This window comes from Lapidilactobacillus bayanensis (assembly GCF_003946695.1).
Classification (GTDB): Bacteria; Bacillota; Bacilli; order Lactobacillales; family Lactobacillaceae; genus Lapidilactobacillus; species Lapidilactobacillus bayanensis.
On the sequence record NZ_RHOX01000002.1, the window covers coordinates 172005 to 186942 of the forward strand.

Below are 14938 nucleotides of genomic sequence, written 5' to 3' on the forward strand. Positions count from 1 at the left end.
TAGATTTTGAATTTGGAAGTTAAACAATATGATTCACACGAATATGATGTCATTGTTGTCGGTGCAGGACATGCGGGTTGTGAAGCTGCACTAGCTGCTGCCAGAATGGGCCAAAAAACACTGTTATTAACCATTAATCTGGATATGGTCGCGTTTATGCCATGTAATCCTTCTGTAGGTGGTCCGGCGAAAGGGATCGTCGTTCGTGAAGTTGATGCTCTTGGTGGTCAAATGGCCAAAAATATCGATGCAACCTATATTCAAATGCGGATGTTAAACACGAGTAAAGGTCCGGCGGTTCGGGCATTGCGTGCCCAAGCTGATAAGAATGATTATCATTTGGTTATGAAAGATGTTATCGAAAATGAACCAATGCTAACCTTACGCCAAGGGTTAGTTAATGAATTGATTGTTGAAGACGGTATTTGTCAAGGCGTTATAACGGCAACTGGTGCGCGTTATTTAGCTAAGAGTGTCGTTTTAACAGCGGGTACATCTTCACGAGGCAAAATTATTATTGGTGAATTAACTTATTCATCCGGCCCTAATAATTCGTTACCATCAATCAAATTATCAGAGAATCTAGAAACATTAGGTTTTAAATTACGTCGTTTTAAGACGGGAACACCACCGCGAGTTGATGGTAATACAATTGATTATGCTAAAACTGAAGAGCAACCAGGTGATAAAACACCTAATCATTTCTCTTACGAAACACCTGATACCGCTTATTTAAAGGATCAGCTTTCTTGCTGGATGACTTATACGAATGAAACGACTCATCAAATTATCCGTGATAATTTAGATCGTGCGCCCATGTTTTCTGGCATTATTGAAGGTGTGGGTCCTCGTTATTGTCCATCGATTGAAGACAAAGTGGTTCGTTTTGCAGATAAACCACGACATCAATTATTTCTTGAACCTGAAGGGCGCAAAACAGAGGAATATTATGTTGGTGATTTCTCGACCTCTATGCCTGAAGAAATTCAATTAAAGATGTTACATTCTGTCACCGGTTTGGAACATGCTGAATTAATGCGCCCCGGGTACGCGATTGAATACGATATTATTGAACCATGGCAATTGAAGCACAGCTTGGAGACTAAAGTTGTTAAGAATCTGTTTACTGCTGGTCAAATGAATGGTACTTCTGGTTATGAGGAGGCCGCTGGTCAAGGAATTATCGCAGGCATTAATGCAGCCTTACGGGCAGCGAATAAAGCGGCTTTCACTTTAGGACGCGCCGAAGCTTATATCGGCGTTATGATTGATGATTTGGTTACGAAGGGTACTAATGAACCTTATCGCCTGTTAACTAGTCGGGCAGAGTATCGCTTGATTTTACGTCATGATAATGCTGACTTACGCTTAACTGAAAAGGGTTATCAATTAGGACTGATTAGTGAAGATCGTTATCAAAACTTCTTAATTAAGAAGCAAGCAGTTGATGCTGAGACAAAACGTCTTCAAGAAATTCGCATCAAACCAACTGAAAAAGTACAAGCATTCATGATGGCACATCATAATTCACCTTTGAAGGATGGTATTCTTGCTAGTGATTTAATTAAACGACCCGGAATTAGTTATGATGAAATTGCTGACTTAGTTGGTGCTGAAGATCTGCAAGCTGATCGTTATGTTAAAGAACAAGTTGAAATTCAATTGAAATATGCTGGGTATATTGATAAAGAGAGAAGTAAAGTTGCGCATCTGAAACGTCTCGAAGCTAAAAGAATTCCAGAACGAATTGATTATGCGGCAATTAATGGTTTAGCAACAGAAGCACGGCAAAAATTGACCAAGATTCAACCAGAAACAATTGCTCAGGCGTCACGCATTAGCGGTGTCAATCCTGCTGATGTTGCCATTCTGAGTGTGTATATCGAACAAGGTAGAATTGCTAAAATTGGTTAAAGTTCGAAGTAATGGGATGACGATATAAAAAACCGGGATTTTGAAGTAGCTCACAATCATTAGACTTCTTGTCTAACAGTAGTGGGCCACTTCATTCTTTCGGTTTCTTTTTTGCAAAAAAAAAGCAAACTAAAATTTAGAAAATTATGATACGCTGGTAATTTATTTCTTTTTGGCTTTTAATAGTAATTGAGGTGTCGCTAATGAGTAAGCTTGGAGAACGGTTAAACTTAATACACGTGGGTTTCATTGGTAAGGGAATTTTAGTTGGTTTATTATCCGGATTAGTTGTTAGTTCATTTCGACTTTTAATTGAACGTTCATTGTTTTTTTGGCGATATTTATACGCTGAAGCCCACTATAATGTTCTATGGTTAGTCGGCATAATCTTGCTGTTATTGATGATTGGCCTAATCAATATCCGACTCACTAAACAACAACCCCATATTATGGGATCCGGAATTCCTGAAGTTGAAACACAACTTAGTGGTAATTTAAAATTACAATGGTGGCCGATTTTATGGCGGAAGTTTATCGGTGGCGCGTTAGCAATCGGTTCTGGTTTATTTCTTGGTCGGGAAGGTCCGTCAATCCAACTAGGTTCATCAATTGGACAAGGCGTTGCATCAGGTTTAAAAGAAAAAGGTACTAATGAACGTGTTTTAATTGCTTCAGGTGCAGCTAGCGGTTTGGCGGCAGCGTTTAATGCGCCAATAGCCGGGACGATGTTTGTCCTTGAAGAAATTTATCATAATTTTTCGCCGTTAGTCTGGATGACATCGTTGGCAGGTGCGTTGAGTGCTAATTTTATTTCTTCAAATATATTTGGTTTAACACCGGTACTTCATCTCAACTATACGATGAATTTTCCACTACGATTATACTGGCATCTGCTAGTATTGGGAATTATTTTAGGTGGGTTGGGCATTGTTTATCAAAAAGTATTATTGGCGATGCCGACACTATATCGCCGTTTTAAAGTAATTCCTCGTTATGCGGATGGTTTGATTCCATTGTTATTAGTAATTCCCATCGGTTATTTATGGCCTGATACCTTAGGTGGCGGCAACAGTTTGATATTAAGTCTGGCCAAGCAGCAACCTACTGCACTGATCGTTTTTGGATTGTTAGTTTTACGATTTATATTTTCGATGATTTCATACGGCTCTGGTTTGCCAGGTGGTATCTTTTTACCAATTCTGACATTAGGAGCATTAATTGGTGACTTTTATGGCGTGTTAATGGCTAATCTCGGTTTACTTCCACGTAACTTAATTATGAACTTGGTCATTTTTGCTATGGCCGGTTATTTCGCAGGAATTGGGAAGGCCCCTTTTACGGCAATGTTATTAATTACAGAAATGGTCGGGACATTAGAGCATTTAATGCCGCTAGCTGTTGTATCATTAGTTGCTTATTTAGTTGTTGATATTTTAGGTGGTGCACCAATCTATGAGTCATTAGCAGAACGAATGCAGGTTAATCAACCTCATTTGACTAGGTCTGGTCATCACGGCCGTTTGGAAGTTCCTGTCTTTGAAGGTACGGCCTTTGTTAATGCCGAAGTGCGCGATATTGCTTGGCCACGAGAGACTTTATTAGTTTCAATTCGGCGTGGAGAAAAGGAATTAATTCCCAAAGGTGATACAGAAATATTAGCCGGTGATACATTAATTGTTTTAACTGATCATAATCGCCGCGCTCAAGTTAAGCTGGCATTAAAGAAGCTTAGTGTTCGGCATTGAAGAAATAGCTTTGTGAATTTATCAAAAAGAAACCTTATTTTTCAAATGATTGGCTGTCAGAACGAGGAGACTTTTCCGGACGAGATAATTTTACTTAACCCAGCGTTTTATGACGTGAGTTAAATGCGTAGACTATTTTTAAATCAGCGAGTTTGAACGTTTTAATTATTTCCCGGGTAATAATCGGACTAAATGATGAGTTGATTACTTAATAATTACGACTTTTCGTAACTTAAATGGTTTACGGCTTGAAATTTGACCACAAATGCAATAAAATTAATTGAATACGTAATACGTAAGGAGGTTCACCATGTCACAAAACAATCATACTGGTATGAACGGCAACCGTCGACCAATTAACACGACTAACATCAAAAAGAACAAAAAAGCTAATGACAAGGTTTTAGAAACTTTAAAAAAATTAGCTGAAGCAGATAAGTAGTCATTGTTTTAGTTTTTGTCGGGCAATTTTGTTCGACTTTTTTTGTACGCTTTTTAAACTAACGTTGGATCTGCCAACCAGTCTGTAGTCAACAGTGTATTGGTTTGTTTAACAATTGGAATCCATAATTGGGCAGTGTAAATTTTGAGTAGGCTCCACCAAAATAGTGGGTCCTTTTTTTCGATACTGGTGATATGCAAATTAACCTTATTGCCATTTTCGGTCAGACATTCGATTTTTTTGGCATTGGTAATTTTTGTGATTTGAATTGAGATAACTTGTTGGTCGTTGATTAACATGAATTAACATCCTTTCTTGATGATGTCTTTAGCATAACTCATAAAAATGACCGCTTTGCGATCAAATGTAGCTTGAATCTACGATTTATTTTCGAAGAATTAGACGTTTTACTTAAGGATTTCTCAATTCAGTTAAGGATTAATTAAGCTGGTTCTGATTAATGAGTCAACAACTTTATTAGTAAAATTGTGTTGGTTAAAGCAGTTACTACTATCGAATTGGTGAACAATTGTGCTAATATGAAGATAATAATTCATGTGTGTTGAGGTAAATAAAATGAATGTTTTTCAAGTGCTAAAATTTATTACAGTTAATCATAAGGGGATTGCTCCTGATCAGGTTGCTTTAACAGATTTAAATGGTAAGCCCAATGCGGTAATGACCGACTTACTTCATGACATCTTGACTAAAGTTTATTTATTTGTCGACTTGGAAAGTGTTGAAAATACTCAAGAAGTGATTGCGAAGTTAACTGCTGTGACTCCTTTACCAGATGATGTTTTGGATGAGTACCAAAAGGCGTTAGAACAAACGGTTTATCAAGTTAATTTTGCGACCAAAAAGGAACTTGTCGAGATTGTTTATGATGATTTCATTTAATTCAAAATAATTTAATCGTTGATAATAGTGGTTATTCAAACCCACCGATTTAGATTTGATTGGCCCTGTTGAATTTATAATAGATTCAGCGGGGTCATTTTTCTTATTCATGTGAGGAAGGAATTAAGATGCGATTACGTTGTCAATATTGTCGTTTGAATTTAACTGAAGAGCATTTTTATTTGGGCCAGCAGCAACTCACGAGTATTTGTGATATTTGTCAAAGTCGCGGTTTATTAATTGGTGACTTTGTCAATCAACAAAGTTTGGTCCTAGCAACTGCACGACAATGGGTTTATTTAGGGTTACCAGAGAATATTGCAAGGAAAACTTCCACTCAGCAAGTAAAATTAAGTTTGACTAAGCAAGAGCGTAAAGCTTGTAATAGTTTGATTGACAGTTTTGACGTGTTACCAGGTTCGTGGCGGAAACAAGCACTACGTCAACAGTTTTATCAACATGTAATTGCTTGGCAAAATCGCCCTGAAGCAGTTAATTTAACGGGGAACTTTCCTATTGATTTAGAAAATCTTGGTTGCGATACGACGACAATTTTTGATAAAAATAATTTAGATTATACAACGCGTGTTTATATTCGTGAGAAATATCATTATCAATGTCAATATTGTGGGCGTTATGGTGATAGTGTTGATCATAAGGACCCGGTCACTTTGTCGGATGATAATAGTCTGGCAAACTTAATTTTATCCTGCCGGGAATGCAATAAATTGAAGGGTAGTATGCCTTATCAGCAGTTTGTTGAATGGAATCAAGAAGTTCCGGCAACGTTAGCAAAATTACGTCAATATCAACAAACAATTGAGCGACTAACTCGGCAGCAAAAGAAATTACAAACGCAATTGGCGGTGGCCCGACACCTAACAGTTTCCGTGCAAGATCGAAAATTAGTAGGTTTACGACGGAAGATCAAGGTGTTACAAGGTTTACTTGATGGTGAGAACAGTGATTATCAAAAGTTAATTCGCGTTCGTCATGATTATATTATTTCACATTACGCGACTTGGAAATTAGAGCAGGAGGATAATTAATGCGTTTTTTACATACAGCGGATTGGCATTTAGGTCGGCGTTTATTTGGCTATGATTTGGTCGCCGAACAAGATGCTGCCTTTGAGCAGCTAATTAAAATTGCCGAAGAAGAGCAAGTTGATGCAATTGTGGTAGCCGGTGATTTATATGATCGCCAAAATCCAGCGGAAGCGGCAGTTGCTCAGCTGACGGAAATGATTAGCAGAATTAATTTGCAGGTGAAATTACCACTATTAATGATTAATGGTAATCATGATAGTGCGGTTCGTTTAGGTGTGGGCAATCAGTGGTTTGCTGCGACTGACTTTTATTTGCATACAGAATTAGATCAGGCGTTTGAACCGGTGGAAATTGGTGATAGCCAATTTTTCTTGTTGCCATATTTTGAATTATATCAAGCACGTCAGTATTTTGAAGATGACAGTATTCGCACACTTGAACAAGCGATGACACGGATTATTGCTAAACTGCAACAACAATTTTTACTGGATAAGAAGCACGTGTTAATTGCGCACTTTTTTGCCGCAGGTAGTTCTCATTCAGATTCGGAAACAACGGTTAATGTTGGCGGTTTAGATGCTGTTTCGTTAGATTTATTAAAGGATTTTGATTATGTTGCTTTGGGTCATGTTCATAATAAAGACGCGTTACAAAATTCAACGATCCGTTATAGCGGCTCATTAATTAAGTACTCTTTGTCTGAGGAAAATCAAACTAAGGGTGTGCTAATTGTTGATACAGATCCAGAGATTAAAGTTAAATTTAGGCCAATTAAACCGCTACGTGATGTTCAAACTGTTGAAGGAAGCTTTAAAGACTTAACTAATGCTGATTATTTAAGTAGTCATCAAATTGATCAAGACGCGTATACCGGTATTGTTTTGGACGACACTAATGTGATTAGTAATGCCAGCGTCTTGTTACGCCAACAATTTCCTCACTTTTTAACGATGAGTCGTGCTAATGGTATCTCGACATTTACGACGCGGCAAATTTCCACACAGGAAATTAAATCGCCAATGACATTATTAGATAAATTTTATCAAGAAATGACACAACAGCCACTCTCAGAACAACAGCGGCAATGGGCAGAACAAGCCTTAAAAGAGGTGGACGAATGAGACCTTTACAACTCACTTTAAATTATTTTGGACCCTATCGGCATCAACAAATTGATTTTAAAAAATTCGATCAATCTTCTATGTTTTTAATTAGTGGACCTACTGGTGCGGGTAAGTCGACTATTTTTGATGGTTTGGTCTTCGCTTTATATGATAAAGCTTCTGGATCACAGCGAGAGCCTAAAGAGTTTCGTTCTGATTTTGCAACGATTAATGATGAAACCAGTGTTGAATTGACATTTACGCATCGTGGTCATTATTATCAAGTCATTCGTAAACCGCGACAAATGTTGGCTAAAAAGCGTGGTCAAGGAACGACAGAACAGGTCCCTCAGATTGAATTGACAGTTTACGAAGATGACACACCAACTAAAGAAGCTAAGCAGTTCACTAAAATTGATCAAGCCAACAAGTATTTGGCCGATCTATTGCAATTAAATGCAGCCCAGTTTCGGCAAATTGTTCTATTACCTCAGGGCGAATTTCGGCAGTTTTTAAATGGGGATAGTAACGAAAAAGAAGCGGTTTTGCGTAATCTCTTTCAGACGCAGCATTATGAACAATGGGTTAAACAATTACAAGTTCAGTATAAGCAACTGAAAGATGAAAATGGTCAACGGCAACAGCAAATGCAAACTTTGTTGCAACAAATTGACTGGGAAGCTGATTTAAAACCAGTTGAGCAAACGACCGTAGCAAAGCAACAGCAATTGTTGCAAGAACAAATTACGCAAATGAAGGTAGCAGAGAAAGTTCAACAGCAGCGAGTTAACAAATTAAAAATTATAGTTGAACAACAGCAGGTGGAATTGACGCATCGTCAACATATTAAAGAATTATTTGAGCAACAAGCCCAGGGTCAACAAACTTTAAAAATGTTACAACAACAAGAACCAGCGATTGATCAAGTGCGGGAGCAGTTAGAAAAATTACAATGGGCACAAAATAATCAACATTACTATCAAGAGTTTCAACAGGCAACGACTGATTTTGCTAAAGCTAAGACCCAATTAACGAAATCATTGGCCGTTGCAGCAACTATTAAAAAAACACAGCAAGAACTGATAGCGGCCTTAACCAAGTTGCAAACTCATGAGAATGAGCAAAAAGTTTTCCAACAACAGTTGATTAAATATACGCCTTTAATCCCTAAGTATCAGCAAATTACTGAACTAGAAGCGACTAAACAACAAATCATCAAAGATGTTGAACAACGGCAACAAGTGCAGCAACAAAGCGAAACTGAACTAAGAACAGCGCAACAGAATAGTCAAACACTTAAAGAAGCTCAGCAACAATTACCAGATTTCTATCAAATACAACGTCAACTTGATCAACAACAAGATTGGCTGCTCAAGTCACAAGAATTAGTACAACAGGCGGTTGAGATTAAGCAACAAATTCAAGCAACAATTAAGCAAGCAGCTACGCAGCAAGTGACATTACAAACAGCAATTGCACAACAAAAAATCATACAACAGCGGTATCAACAAATGAAAAGTGACTATGCTGCACAACAAATTGCGATTTTACAGCAGGATTTATTACCTGGTCAACATTGTCCTGTTTGTGGGTCACTCGATCATTCGCAGATGGACTTAGTGACAACTAAAGCAGTGACTGTTACTGAAGAAATGCTCGATGAAGTTGATCAGCAGCGGCAGAATACGGAGAAACAGGTTAATACAATTAGCTTATCCATAACGACGTTACAGAAGCAATTATTACAACTTCAACAACATCAACAAGAGATACGGGCGCAGTTGAGCGCCACGACTAAGCAAGAAGAGGTCGAAGATGACGCTAAAGTTAGTCAGTGGCTAAGAGCACAGACCCAAGAACTAACGGACGCTAAAAAAAAGCTGACGCAGCAGCAGACCGATGCCAAGCAACAGCAGCAGCAACTTGCTCAGAATGAAAAGCTTATCCAAGAGTTAATGGCTAAAGTTCAACGAGGTCAGCTTGCTATCAATGACTGTCAACGCCAATTAGCTGTTACAGTGACGCAGATTCAAGATATTCAACAACAATTACCAAGTGAATTTAAAAATAGCCAAGAATTAGCGACTTTTCTTGCGGGAATTGAACAACAAATTACGACATTTAAACAGCAACAACAAACATTACAGCAGCAACAACAACAAAATCAACAGCAGCAAACGGCTAACAAAACTGATCAACAACATTATCAACAACAAGTGACGGATAGCCAAGCTCAGATTGCTAAATTACAGGTAATATTAGCTAAAATTTTTGAGCAAAAGTGGCCCAACTTACTTTTTGCGACGCAATGTCAACAATTCGAACAATTACTGACGCAACTTAATCAGCAACCTCAGTTAACGAAGCAAATTGATCACTATCAACAACAGGTCGTCAGTCAACAAGCTATTTTGCAACAATTGAGACAGCAATTAAAAGACTATCAAGAAGTCCCTGATAGTCAGTCGATTCAGTTGAAGTTAGCACAGTTGCAACAAGAGCAAAGCGATGCTCAAGAACAATTAGGTCGAGTCAAAAGTCAAATTAACCAACAAACTAAAATTGCTCAAGAAATTACCAGATTGACGACAGACATTATCGACATAACGCCGTTGCAGGAATTGAGTGAATTAGTTCGGGGAAATGGTAGCCAGAAGCTAGGCCTAGAACGTTATGTGTTACAAACATATTTAACACAAGTACTATTAGTTGCTAATCAACGGTTAGCAAAACTAACAAAAGGACGTTACCGTTTGGCTTTAGCTCAAGAATTAGGTAGTGCACGTAAAAATTCTGGATTGGAATTAAATGTTTTTGATGATTACGTCGGTGATTATCGTAGCGTGCGCACATTATCTGGTGGTGAAAGTTTTATCGCGGCTCTAGCTTTGGCTTTAGCATTGGGTGAAGTTGTGCAGCAACAAACCGGCGCGATAGAAATTAATGCCTTATTTATCGATGAAGGGTTTGGTTCACTAGATGAAGAAGCTTTGAATACGGCGATTGAAGCCTTGATGAGTCTTGAAAGTTATCAACGAATGATTGGCATTATTAGTCATGTTCGTGAATTACAAACTCAAATTCCTGCGCAACTCAAGGTGATTAGCCATGGAAATGGCGAGAGTAGTATTGAGTACCAACTTAATGATGATTAAATCAATGAATGACAACGCATAATTCTGAATAAACTTCTAAAAAACGACCCGGGCGATTATGCCTTGAGTCGTTTTTCAATTGCATTTTTAGTGGTTAGAATTGCGGTTTCCATTTCTTGTTTAGCAGTTTCATCGAGGCGATATTTAGGAATACTGATGCTGAAGGCGCCAAGTAGTTGGCGATCATTGCAAATTGTTGCGGCGATGCAAAAAACATCATCGTCTCGCTCGGAGTCGTCATGAGTCAACTGATTCTTTCTGGCTTCGGCTAATTGTGTATTTAGGATCTGAGGATCAGTAATGGTAGTTGGTGTGAGTGCAACTAGTTCATGGTTAGCCAAGTAATTATTAAGTTGCTTCTTAGTAAAAGTACTTAAAATGGCTTTACCCATTCCGGTTGCGTAAAGTGGTGCTCGAAGACCGACTCGTGATGTCATGACGGTAATTGATTTTTTGCCCGAGAATTTATCTAGATAAACTAACTCGTCATTTTCTAATCCACCGAGATGAACGGTTTCACCGAATTTGTCGCGTAACTTTGATAAATATGGTCGACAGAGATTAACGATACTGAATTCTTGCAGAAAAGCATCATTGAATTTTAGAAATGCGGGGCCAATTGTGTAAGTTTTATGCTGTTCGTCTTTAATTACGTAGTTAATTTGTTGTAAAGTTTCTAAAATTTTAGACGTGGTCGACATGGTAATATCAGCATCTTGTGAAATTTCGGAAAGACTACTGGCCTGATTGACGGCAATGGCAATTAAAATTTGATTTGCTTTGAGTAAAACAGTTCCGTACGCGGATTTGGTTTCAGTCATATCGTTACGATCCTTCATTAAAAAATAAAATTATGGTTAATGATAGCGTGTTCACTTGCATTTTGAATAATTGTATTATATCATTTATTTGATTCTTGATAAAGAAATTAATTTTCTTATACAGAAAATATAGGAGGTATTTACATGAGTTTTAACATGATAACAAAATACGCGCACAGTCCAGAAGATATTCGTCACTATGATACGGATAAACTTCGTGAAGAGTTTTTGGCAGAACATTTATTTGCTGCCGGTGACATTAATTTAGTTTACACATATAACGATCGTATGATTTTTGGTGGTGTGACACCAACTACTGAAGCTTTGGAAATTGTTTTAGATAAGCAACTTGGTGTTGACTACTTCCTACAGCGTCGTGAGTTGGGAATGATTAATATTGGTGGTAGTGGTTCAATTACAGTTGATGGTGAAAAGGAAAGCATGGTTCCTCATGACGGCTATTATGTTGGCGTCGGAGTTAAACATGTTACATTTGCATCTGATGACCCTGAAAACCCTGCTAAATTCTATGTTGTTTCAACACCAGGTACAACTAAATTCCCTAATAAGAAATTACCATTTGCTAATGCTTTGGCTAAACCAATTGGCGATCAAGAGCATATGAATAAACGAACAATTTACAAATATATTGATGCTTCACAAATGGACACATGTCAATTACAAATGGGTTATACCGTATTGGAACCAGGTAACTCATGGAATACAATGCCAGCTCATACACATGCCCGCCGTATGGAAACATACCTCTATCTTGAATTTGCAGAATCTGACACTCGCGTTATTCACTTCTTAGGGAAACCTGACGAATCAAAACATATTTTCTTAAATCCCGAAGATGCTGTTGTTAATCCAAGCTGGTCAATTCACTGCGGCGTTGGTACTGGCAGTTATGCATTTATCTGGGCAATGTGTGGTGAAAACCAAACCTATGATGATATGGATGTTGTTGAAATGAAAGACTTGAAGTAATTTCAATATAAAGATTATGATAACTGGTTTAACGTTGCTAGGCATACTACTGAGTTCGCTTAATCGTTATGTACTTCAATGTTCAGTACGTATCAGTCAAATAATTATTTATTTAAAGGAGAAAAATTATGGCTCAATCACCTGAAGAAATTAAAGCAAATGAAGCAGCACTTGATAAATTCAAGATGGATTTATTCTCACTTAAAGGTAAAGTTACCATTGTGACAGGCGGCAATACTGGTTTAGGCCAAGGCTATTCTGTTGCCTTGGCAGAAGCCGGTGCTGATGTTTTTATCCCAACTTATGGTAAAGCTGAGTGGGAAGAAACTCGCCAAATGATTGAAAAACGTGGTCGTAAAGTTGCGTTTATGGATGTTGATTTAACTGCTCAAGGTATTGCTGATAAAGTCGTTACTGAAGCAGTTAAGACTTTTGGTCATGTTGATATTTTAATTAACAACGCTGGGATGATTAAACGTAACCCAATCCTTGAATCCAAGGATGAAGATTGGGATCGTGTCATTAATATTAACTTGAATGCTGTCTATCATATGTCGATGGCAGTTTCAAAAGTATTCGCTGAACAAAAATCAGGCAAGATTATTAATATTGGTTCAATGTTGTCGTTCCAAGGTGGTAAGTTCATTCCTTCTTACACAGCATCTAAACATGGTGTTGCTGGCTTGACTAAGGCATTTGCTAGCGAAATGGGTGCTTATAACGTTCAAGTTAATGCAATTGCACCTGGCTACATTAAAACGGCTAATACAGCACCAATTCGTGCAGACAAGGCACGCAACAAAGAAATCTTGGATCGTATTCCTGCTGGTCATTGGGCAGAGCCTTCTGAATTAATGGGCGTTGCGGTATTCTTAGCAAGTCCTGCTTCTAATTATGTTAATGGCCATATTTTAGCCGTTGATGGTGGTTATTTGGTAAGATAATTTAGAACATTATAATAATTTAGGTGGTAATTAAATCATGGCAAAAGAAGAAGTTTTAACTCAATTAGGCAAAACAGGCATTGTTGCCGTTGTTCGTGCAGCAACTGCTGATCGTAGTGTTGCCGTATCCGAAGCATTAGTTACTGGTGGCGTAAAAGCGATTGAATTAACGTTCACAGTTCCCAATGCTGACGACGCTATTTCTACTTTAGTTAAGAAATATGCAGATCGCGATGACGTTTTGATTGGTGCTGGTACTGTTTTAACTGACTTTGAAGCTAACCAAGCGATTAAAGCCGGTGCGAAATTTATTGTTGCTCCTTCATTCAGTGCTAAAGTTGCAGCAGTTTGCAATGCTGCTGGTGTTAACTATGTTCCCGGCTGTTTCACACCAACAGAAGTCTACACAGCCAAGGAAACTGGTGTTGCTCTAACTAAAATTTTCCCAGCCGGTCTTGTGGGGCCAAATGTTATTCGTGAATTACACGGACCATTTCCAAGTGTTCGGATTATGCCTTCTGGCGGTGTTAATTTGGCTAATTTAACCGATTGGTTAGATGCTGGTGCTTATGTTGTCGGTGTTGGTGGTAGTTTAGTGGGCAATGCTGACACAGAATTGGCCGAAGTTACAGAAAATGCCAAGAAATTTAGCAATAAATTTGCAGAATGGCAAGCAAACCATTAATAACTAGAGAGGTTTCGATCGATGAAAAAAGTATTAACTTTTGGTGAAATGATGTTACGTTTGAAGCCTGACGGTAACAAACGCATTGTTCAAGCCGATAGTTTTGAAGCTAGTTATGGTGGTGCCGAAGCCAACGTAGCTGTTTCTCTAAGTTTATTAGGTGATCACGCCGATTATTTAACTAAGTTGCCTGAAAATTTGCTAGGTGAAACAGCTTTAGGAACATTACGCAAATATGGCGTTAATACTGACAAAATTTTACGTGGTGGTCCACGCCTGGGTATTTATTTCTTTGAAAAAGGGGCTAGTGTTCGCTCAACGAATGTTGTTTATGATCGTGCCGGCAGTTCACTCGCTGAATCGCAGACTACTGAATATGACTGGCCAACATTATTAGCCGATGTGGATTATTTCTACTTTTCTGGAATAACGCCAGCAATTTCCGATGAGTTACAGCAGGCAATTCTATCAGCGTGCAAATATTGTGCCGCTCACAATATTACTGTCGTTAGTGATATGAACTATCGTGGTAAGATGTGGTCGCCAGAAAAGGCTCAAGCAGTTATGGGCGAATTAATGCAATATGTCAATATTTGTTTAGCCAATGATGAGGATTTTGAGTCTTCGTTGGGTATTGAAGCTTTTGATGGCGATGAAACTCGCGGTATTGTTCAAAAAGCAAGTTTCAAAGCAGGCATGGTGGCTGTTGCTAAACGCTATCCTAATTGTCATACTGTTGCCAGTGTGTTGCGTAATATTTATTCAGTTGAGTCCAGCCAGTGGATGGGTTTGCTGTTAAAAGATGGCCAGTTCTACGAGTCACCTGTTTATGATATGCACGTGATGGAAGGTGTTGCGTCTGGTGATGCCTTTGGCGCAGGGCTCATTCATGGCTTTGTTCATGATTTTGCACCACAAGATATGATTGAATATGCTATTGCTGCTAGTGTACTTAAATTAACGATTAGCGGCGATTTAAATTTAGTTAGTGATCAAGATATTATGGCAATTAAAGGTCACGGATCTGGCTCAAGTATGAGTCGGTAATTTTAAATATTATTCCTTTACAAGAACTTGGAAAAAGTTAAGTAGAGGAATAATATTTTTTTGATTCCTGAATTGTCAAATCAAATGCAACACTAATTCCAAAAGCAAGAAATTGGTCTAGAAGGCATATCTTTAAGCTGGTG

The 14938-nt window shown here is 38.2% G+C and carries 13 protein-coding genes; 11 read left to right on the forward strand and 2 right to left on the reverse strand.

Annotated features, from left to right (window positions below; translation table 11 throughout):
• The first annotated feature begins 12 nt into the window (after positions 1 to 12).
• The 3 genes from mnmG (at position 13) to EKM65_RS11525 (ending at position 4101) form a co-directional block, all read left to right on the forward strand.
• Positions 13 to 1914, forward strand: coding sequence for a tRNA uridine-5-carboxymethylaminomethyl(34) synthesis enzyme MnmG (gene mnmG, locus EKM65_RS01625; protein WP_125604856.1), 1902 nt, complete (start codon positions 13 to 15; stop codon positions 1912 to 1914).
• A 203-nt stretch (positions 1915 to 2117) separates the two neighbouring features.
• Positions 2118 to 3659 carry a ClC family H(+)/Cl(-) exchange transporter gene (locus EKM65_RS01630; RefSeq protein WP_125604815.1) on the forward strand — a complete coding sequence of 514 codons (1542 nt, stop codon included), beginning with the start codon at positions 2118 to 2120 and terminating at the stop codon, positions 3657 to 3659.
• 310 nt (positions 3660 to 3969) lie between these two features.
• Complete coding sequence (locus EKM65_RS11525) at positions 3970 to 4101, forward strand: hypothetical protein (protein ID WP_263853600.1); 132 nt, start codon at positions 3970 to 3972, stop codon at positions 4099 to 4101.
• Positions 4102 to 4154: 53 nt separating this feature from the next.
• On the opposite strand, the gene EKM65_RS01635 is transcribed toward EKM65_RS11525, so the two are convergent.
• The gene (locus EKM65_RS01635) at positions 4155 to 4400 is read right to left on the reverse strand and encodes a hypothetical protein (protein WP_125604817.1); all 246 of its coding nucleotides are present in this window, start codon (positions 4398 to 4400) and stop codon (positions 4155 to 4157) included.
• A gap of 277 nt (positions 4401 to 4677) precedes the next feature.
• Between EKM65_RS01635 and EKM65_RS01640 the strand changes: the two genes are divergently transcribed.
• From EKM65_RS01640 to EKM65_RS01655, 4 genes are all read left to right on the forward strand, one after another.
• Positions 4678 to 5001 carry a hypothetical protein gene (locus EKM65_RS01640; protein ID WP_225420362.1) on the forward strand — a complete coding sequence of 108 codons (324 nt, stop codon included), beginning with the start codon at positions 4678 to 4680 and terminating at the stop codon, positions 4999 to 5001.
• Between the two features lie 128 nt (positions 5002 to 5129).
• The gene (locus EKM65_RS01645; protein WP_125604821.1) at positions 5130 to 6050 is read left to right on the forward strand and encodes an HNH endonuclease; all 921 of its coding nucleotides are present in this window, start codon (positions 5130 to 5132) and stop codon (positions 6048 to 6050) included.
• A complete protein-coding gene (locus EKM65_RS01650) occupies positions 6050 to 7171 on the forward strand; it encodes an exonuclease SbcCD subunit D (protein ID WP_125604823.1) in 1122 nt (373 codons plus the stop codon). Before EKM65_RS01645 ends, EKM65_RS01650 begins: the two co-directional genes overlap by 1 nt.
• Positions 7168 to 10308: an AAA family ATPase gene (locus EKM65_RS01655; protein WP_164506768.1), complete on the forward strand. Its 3141-nt coding sequence runs from the start codon at positions 7168 to 7170 to the stop codon at positions 10306 to 10308. Before EKM65_RS01650 ends, EKM65_RS01655 begins: the two co-directional genes overlap by 4 nt.
• A 56-nt stretch (positions 10309 to 10364) precedes the next feature.
• Here the strand turns inward: EKM65_RS01655 and EKM65_RS01660 are convergent, their stop codons facing one another.
• On the reverse strand, positions 10365 to 11129 hold the full coding sequence (locus EKM65_RS01660) for an IclR family transcriptional regulator (RefSeq protein ID WP_164506769.1): 765 nt from the start codon (positions 11127 to 11129) through the stop codon (positions 10365 to 10367).
• Between the two features lie 144 nt (positions 11130 to 11273).
• Between EKM65_RS01660 and kduI the strand changes: the two genes are divergently transcribed.
• From kduI to EKM65_RS01680, 4 genes are all read left to right on the forward strand, one after another.
• Complete coding sequence (kduI, locus tag EKM65_RS01665) at positions 11274 to 12119, forward strand: 5-dehydro-4-deoxy-D-glucuronate isomerase (protein WP_125604829.1); 846 nt, start codon at positions 11274 to 11276, stop codon at positions 12117 to 12119.
• A gap of 128 nt (positions 12120 to 12247) precedes the next feature.
• Positions 12248 to 13063 (forward strand): 2-dehydro-3-deoxy-D-gluconate 5-dehydrogenase KduD, encoded by an 816-nt coding sequence (gene kduD / locus EKM65_RS01670; RefSeq protein WP_125604831.1) that lies wholly within the window; start codon positions 12248 to 12250, stop codon positions 13061 to 13063.
• Positions 13064 to 13100: 37 nt separating this feature from the next.
• Positions 13101 to 13748: a bifunctional 2-keto-4-hydroxyglutarate aldolase/2-keto-3-deoxy-6-phosphogluconate aldolase gene (locus tag EKM65_RS01675; RefSeq protein ID WP_125604833.1), complete on the forward strand. Its 648-nt coding sequence runs from the start codon at positions 13101 to 13103 to the stop codon at positions 13746 to 13748.
• Positions 13749 to 13769: 21 nt separating this feature from the next.
• On the forward strand, positions 13770 to 14795 hold the full coding sequence (locus tag EKM65_RS01680) for a sugar kinase (RefSeq protein WP_125604835.1): 1026 nt from the start codon (positions 13770 to 13772) through the stop codon (positions 14793 to 14795).
• The last annotated feature ends 143 nt before the right edge of the window (positions 14796 to 14938 follow it).